Genomic DNA, 5,054 nt, shown 5'->3' with positions numbered 1-5,054 from the left:
CCCAATACTCGCCCGAATAGCGGAACATATTCGGCACCTGCTCTTCTTCCGTCAGGGGATTGCCCCAGATGTCATATGTGTAGCGATTAAGCAAGTTGCCTTGGGCATCGCGGATTTCCGTGACGTCCCCGTGGCCGTTGGTAAAGTAATATTGCAGCCCGTTCTGTCCAGGAACTTGGCGGGCCAGCAGCCAAGCATTTATCTGCCTACAAAGGAAATCAAAAAAAATATTGTAGCAGTATTGCTTGGGTTATATGTGGTATTGGTCGAATGATCGGTTGATTCGGCACTGGGTAGCCCAAAAAAAAGAACCATAAGAAGTTTGTACTCATGGTTCAAAATTATCTTTAATAACCTACCTTTTGACTTCTATATCCTTGCACCATATTTCCAAACCCATAGGGGGCATAGTTATTTTGCAAGAGTAGAATTTCTGACTCCCTGATTCGACCTCCCCTACTTCCACATCATGTAGGAAGTAAGGCATTTGTGCACGAGTTAAATTTTTTACTGGTACTTCTTTCTCATATCCAACGCTATGTTCAAATAACGTTCTGAAGCAACCACTAAATTTATAAGTTACATTCCCGTCCGAATCCTCGTACTCCAATGTAACTTCATCAGCAAAGTGATCACAGCTCAACTTTAATACCCATGCATCCCAGTAATGAAGGGAATCAATTTTCTGTTGGATTTTTTGTGCATTCAAATAGTATCCACCTCACTTCTTATATGGGATATGCGCATCTGGACTTTTAGGACTAACCACATTTCCATAGATGTCTAACGGGTTCTTATTTACATCATATAGGTGCACATGGTCATATTTCGTTACTTTATCAGGAGGATCAATTCTCATCCGTATTGTACCATTTGCATCTTTCACATGGACAAAACCATTATTCTCGGTATGCGTCCAACCTTTTGGCAAGCCATCGAGTATTTCTTTTTTTGACATATTCGGAATATTAGCTGGATTGACTTTACCAAAAGCATTACCCGTGCCCTTATTAAACTTCAAGCCTTTATCCAAAACTGATTTATAGAATTGCTCTGCACTTTTCGGTATTTCTATCTTAGCTCCGGCAAGTCCGCGACTCACATTCGCCGGGCGCGAGTACCCCCCTCCACCTCCGACTCTTGGGGCACTAACGGAAGAGGACATTCTCCCTCCAGACATTGCGCGTCACGACCGCCGCAATTGTGCGTCCATATCTTCAAGTCCGTTACGAAATAATTGTGTATGCCTTGGACTCTGAAATTATATACCGTGATCCGCTCTTTCTTGACGTCAATGTCCTCGATGGGCACTTCTTGGTCATCGAGATCGACCAGTTTGTCCCCTTTCTTCAGATCACGTGCTTCGACCCAACCTTCGCCTTCTACCCAGAATGGATGCTCTGCAGTTGTAATGATGGTGGTTCCATTCACTTTTACATGATAGGTTTCATCCGTTTCCCTTTGGAACAATTCCTCTACAGGGTTGTAACCCAGTTCCCCGGTTTCCTCATTTCTCGTTTGGACTTTATCTCCCACTTGAATCTCTTCAATCGGTTTTAGTCCTTGTTCCGTTTTCACTTTCGTTCCGGCTGAAAAACAGAGTAAGGAGCCCGCGCATAAATCCCAAGCGCTGTTCCCGGTCGGATCGATCTTCGTCAGCGGGTTATTCTCTACATACGTATACGGGTTCAGACTGAGCGGATTCGTCAGTTCCCCTTCAAACGGATCCTCCGTTATGAACCGCCCGATACTTGGATCATACCATCTGGCCCGCAGGTACTGCAGGTTCGTCGTATTGTCCCAATACTCGCCCGAATAGCGGAACATATTCGGCACCTGCTCTTCTTCCGTCAGCGGATTGCCCCAGATGTCATATGTGTAGCGATTAAGCAAGTTGCCTTGGGCATCGCGGATTTCCGTGACGTCCCCGTGGCCGTTCGTGAAGTAATATTGCAGCCCGCTCTGTCCCGGCACTTGGCGGGCCAGCAGCTTGCCACTCGCATCGTGCACATAAGCCGTCGCTATGGCAACGGTTCCGTCCGGGTTCACGGTGCCTTCCCCCACGATGAGCGCCCGGTCGTCGTAATAGTAGCGGGTGGTCACGCCGTCTTCGGTACGTTCGACAATGAGGCCATCCCCGTTGTAGCGATAGGAGACCGTTTTTCCTTTTTCTATCTTCACTTGCGTCAATCGGTTCCGGCTATCGTACGTATAACTTGCGCCTTGGATATCCGGCACCTTATCGCTCTTTAACGTGCTCCGGTTATCTCTGACATCATACGTGTACTTTTCATTGAACTGGCTCGATGTCTTGATCCGGTTAAACGGGTCGTACGTAAACTGGAACGATGGGCCATTGTCCATCTTGCCCGTTATGTTCCGGTTGTTGTCATAGGTATACCCATACTGGGCGAATGGAGCCTCGCCTTGCTTCTGCTGAATGCCAGTCAAGTTCAATCCGTCATACGCAAATGATTCATTCAGGCCTATTGAGACTGCAATTGGGATACGCGGTTATACGAGCTATCGTACGTGTAAGTAAATTGGCCGAGCTGTCCCCCTGCTACATCTATCACATCCACTTTCCTAGGAATAGATAGGATTGGATTCAGTTGTGTCTGGGCCGTTAAGCGATACGGTCCTGCAGTAATGGTTTGTTCCTTTCGTAACCCACGTTTATCATAGTCGAAATGAAAAGGCGGTCTTATCCGGATACGTGATGGATGCCAATTCTCCTGACGGGTAATACGTATAGCTTGTCGTACCCGTTTGATCGCTCGTGATTCAACCGCTGCACGATGGTACCCTGATCATTCTTCGATTGAACTTGCTTCAGTCCTCTGGTGTTCGTATCGCATTGATATTCGGCATGCAAATTCATGCCCGGGACGGTGGACAATCGGATGCAATCATTACGTGAGTTATATAGATAGTTCATTCGACACTGGGTAGTTTCCGAAAAAAGAAACCACGCGGAGTATAGACTCGCATGTGGTATCAATATTATTCAACTCTACCAAATGAAATAACGTGTATTTCTAATTTTAGGTTTAGTTTAGATAGTAGTGTAATTACTCTTGGTGTCAATTCAAATCCTAGCTGTCCATAATCAGTATTCAAAAACAGATTAATAAATGCTTCGTCGCATGAATCAATAATTGATTGTATTTTCACTATATCTAATTTACTTAGTAATTGTTCTAGTGCATCAGAAGGTGCGTTATTTTCTTGGATTTTTTCTTTATACAACCAAGCATTATGTTTTGCTCGTTCATTCAATGCTTTGCTAACCAACTGATCTTTGGTTATAACGGTTGTTGCACTCAGATTTATAATTTGATTTATTTCTAATTCAGAATACTTGCAGTTAATAAAACTTAAAGTGCAACTTCCTTTTAACGACAAAATATCATCTCCTAATTATTTCAATGAATCCTTTACTCCCTTAGCTAAATCCAGTAATTGTTTATACGTAAAATTTTCATTTGCCTTCATTCCGAGCTGAGCTTTCACCGCATGAATATACTCAGTAGATTTCAGTCTACTCCAATTTTATTTGCAGCATCGTTAACCATTTTTATATCTTTTTTAGCTTTGCAAGTCCAATTTAAGCAGATATTCTGACGTCTGGTCTACGCTCTTTTTGCCCATTGTTTTTACTGCTAATTTAGCAACACCCTTATAAGCCAGAGCAAATGTTCCGTCAAATACATAAAACAACGGGTCATCCAAAAGCGGTACTTCTTTTACATTTCCAAATAATAATTCATTATACATATCTTGAGTCAGGGAAGTGTACACCATTCCTTCTTTGAAATAATTTATTCTGTCCACCGTAGATTCATATTTTAGCCTAATGAAATTCGATGCATCATGAGCAGATTGCATCATAAGTAAGTTTTTTCTTTTTGTCCAATAGAAAAGACAGATTGATATCTATTCATTGCCTCTCTATCTCCTAGAGAATACACGACACCAATTTCGGTATGCATGTGTCCAGTAGGATCTAGATATTTCAATGGATTATTCGTTACATAAGTATATAAATTTAAGCTCAGCGGATTCTTGAAATCCCCTCATACGTATCCTCGTTAATGAACCGTCCAATACTAGGATTCAAGTTTAGAGGATTATGGTTTAATGGTTGTATGCTGGGTTCATTCAGCACTAGATAGGTTTCCTCAAAAAGAAACCTTGAAAGGCAAGAGCCAATCAAGGTCTATACAAATTATTCACCTAGTAAATCAAATTTTTCATTATTGATCGAAAGATACCTCGCTTCAACCAGCAGGATAGAATCTCCAATTTCCATACAAATGTTAGGAGATGAAGAATATTGACTTAGAAAATCATCACCTAGAATGTGAATATTTGTTGCACTCATAAGTTCAAAGGATACTAAGTCGATATATTCCCAATTATATAGCTTCTTTCTTTCCTTTCCCATACCATTAACCCATGAAAATGCACATACTTCTTCTAGCATTACGTTGAAATATGTAATCTCCTCTCCATAAACTCTTCTTACTCCTAATGCTAATGTATGATTCTCAAAGTCAAATTTATACGAAATTATCTCACAACCCCAGAGCAGTGAAATTAATTCCTCTAAGTTACTCATTCTATTATCCCCTTATTTATTCAACTGATTAATAATTCGAGCAACATCATTATAGGTGTTCTCACCTATTAAAATATGGGTTTCTTTAATGTCGGTACTAAACTCACCTTTAATGTTTACAGTAGGTTTACCCTTAACGGATAATCTCCAATAATTATCATTCATTTTGCTTGAATTCATAACTCTTAATGTAACTTCCGAAGACTTATTATTATAAGTTATTGGAATATTTACCGTCCATCCGTCACCTTTTGCAGTTTTAGTAGTTCCACCAAAATCTTTTGCTATTTTTTCAGCAAGTGCTTTATTAGTCTCAGGTGTAGGATTGAACTTAACATTACCTGGCACCTTATTAGACTTCAATCCTTTATCCAAAATTGATTTATAGAATTGCTCTGCATTTTTCGGTATTTCTATCTTAGCTCCGGCAGGT

6 protein-coding genes and 3 pseudogenes are annotated in these 5,054 nt (G+C 41.1%); all 9 read right to left on the bottom strand.

The window, feature by feature from the left end; translation table 11 throughout:
- Nucleotides 1-190: pseudogene (locus tag LQV63_RS32310) on the bottom strand (hypothetical protein); the annotation flags it as partial.
- Between the two features lie 165 nt (nt 191-355).
- On the bottom strand, nt 356-709 hold the full coding sequence (locus LQV63_RS30950) for a hypothetical protein (protein ID WP_233699612.1): 354 nt from the start codon (nt 707-709) through the stop codon (nt 356-358).
- A gap of 12 nt (nt 710-721) precedes the next feature.
- Complete coding sequence (locus LQV63_RS30945) at nt 722-1,102, bottom strand: hypothetical protein (protein ID WP_233699611.1); 381 nt, start codon at nt 1,100-1,102, stop codon at nt 722-724.
- Nucleotides 1,099-2,451, bottom strand: a complete 1,353-nt coding sequence (locus LQV63_RS30940; RefSeq protein WP_233699610.1) for a polymorphic toxin-type HINT domain-containing protein — start codon at nt 2,449-2,451, stop codon at nt 1,099-1,101. Before LQV63_RS30940 ends, LQV63_RS30945 begins: the two co-directional genes overlap by 4 nt.
- Before the next feature lie 552 nt (nt 2,452-3,003).
- Nucleotides 3,004-3,405 (bottom strand): DUF4279 domain-containing protein, encoded by a 402-nt coding sequence (locus LQV63_RS30935; protein WP_233699609.1) that lies wholly within the window; start codon nt 3,403-3,405, stop codon nt 3,004-3,006.
- Between the two features lie 183 nt (nt 3,406-3,588).
- Nucleotides 3,589-3,891 (bottom strand): hypothetical protein, encoded by a 303-nt coding sequence (locus LQV63_RS30930; RefSeq protein WP_233699608.1) that lies wholly within the window; start codon nt 3,889-3,891, stop codon nt 3,589-3,591.
- 98 nt (nt 3,892-3,989) lie between these two features.
- A pseudogene (locus LQV63_RS32305) lies at nt 3,990-4,117 on the bottom strand (RHS repeat-associated core domain-containing protein); the annotation flags it as partial.
- 111 nt (nt 4,118-4,228) lie between these two features.
- Nucleotides 4,229-4,621 carry a YxiG family protein gene (locus tag LQV63_RS30925; protein WP_233699607.1) on the bottom strand — a complete coding sequence of 131 codons (393 nt, stop codon included), beginning with the start codon at nt 4,619-4,621 and terminating at the stop codon, nt 4,229-4,231.
- Nucleotides 4,622-4,633: 12 nt separating this feature from the next.
- A pseudogene (locus LQV63_RS30920) lies at nt 4,634-5,054 on the bottom strand (hypothetical protein); the annotation flags it as partial.

The organism is Paenibacillus profundus, from assembly GCF_021369635.1.
Taxonomy (GTDB): Bacteria; Bacillota; Bacilli; order Paenibacillales; family Paenibacillaceae; genus Paenibacillus_B; species Paenibacillus_B profundus.
The sequence above is the reverse complement of the archived record's forward strand: the minus strand, read 5'-3'. Positions and strand labels throughout refer to the sequence as shown.

Bases quoted from the DNA above. Each gene is read 5' to 3' on its own strand.
- LQV63_RS30930 (WP_233699608.1), bottom strand. From the start codon at position 3,891: ATGATGCAATCTGCTCATGATGCATCGAATTTCATTAGGCTAAAATAT.
- LQV63_RS30925 (WP_233699607.1), bottom strand. From the start codon at position 4,621: ATGAGTAACTTAGAGGAATTAATTTCACTGCTCTGGGGTTGTGAGATA.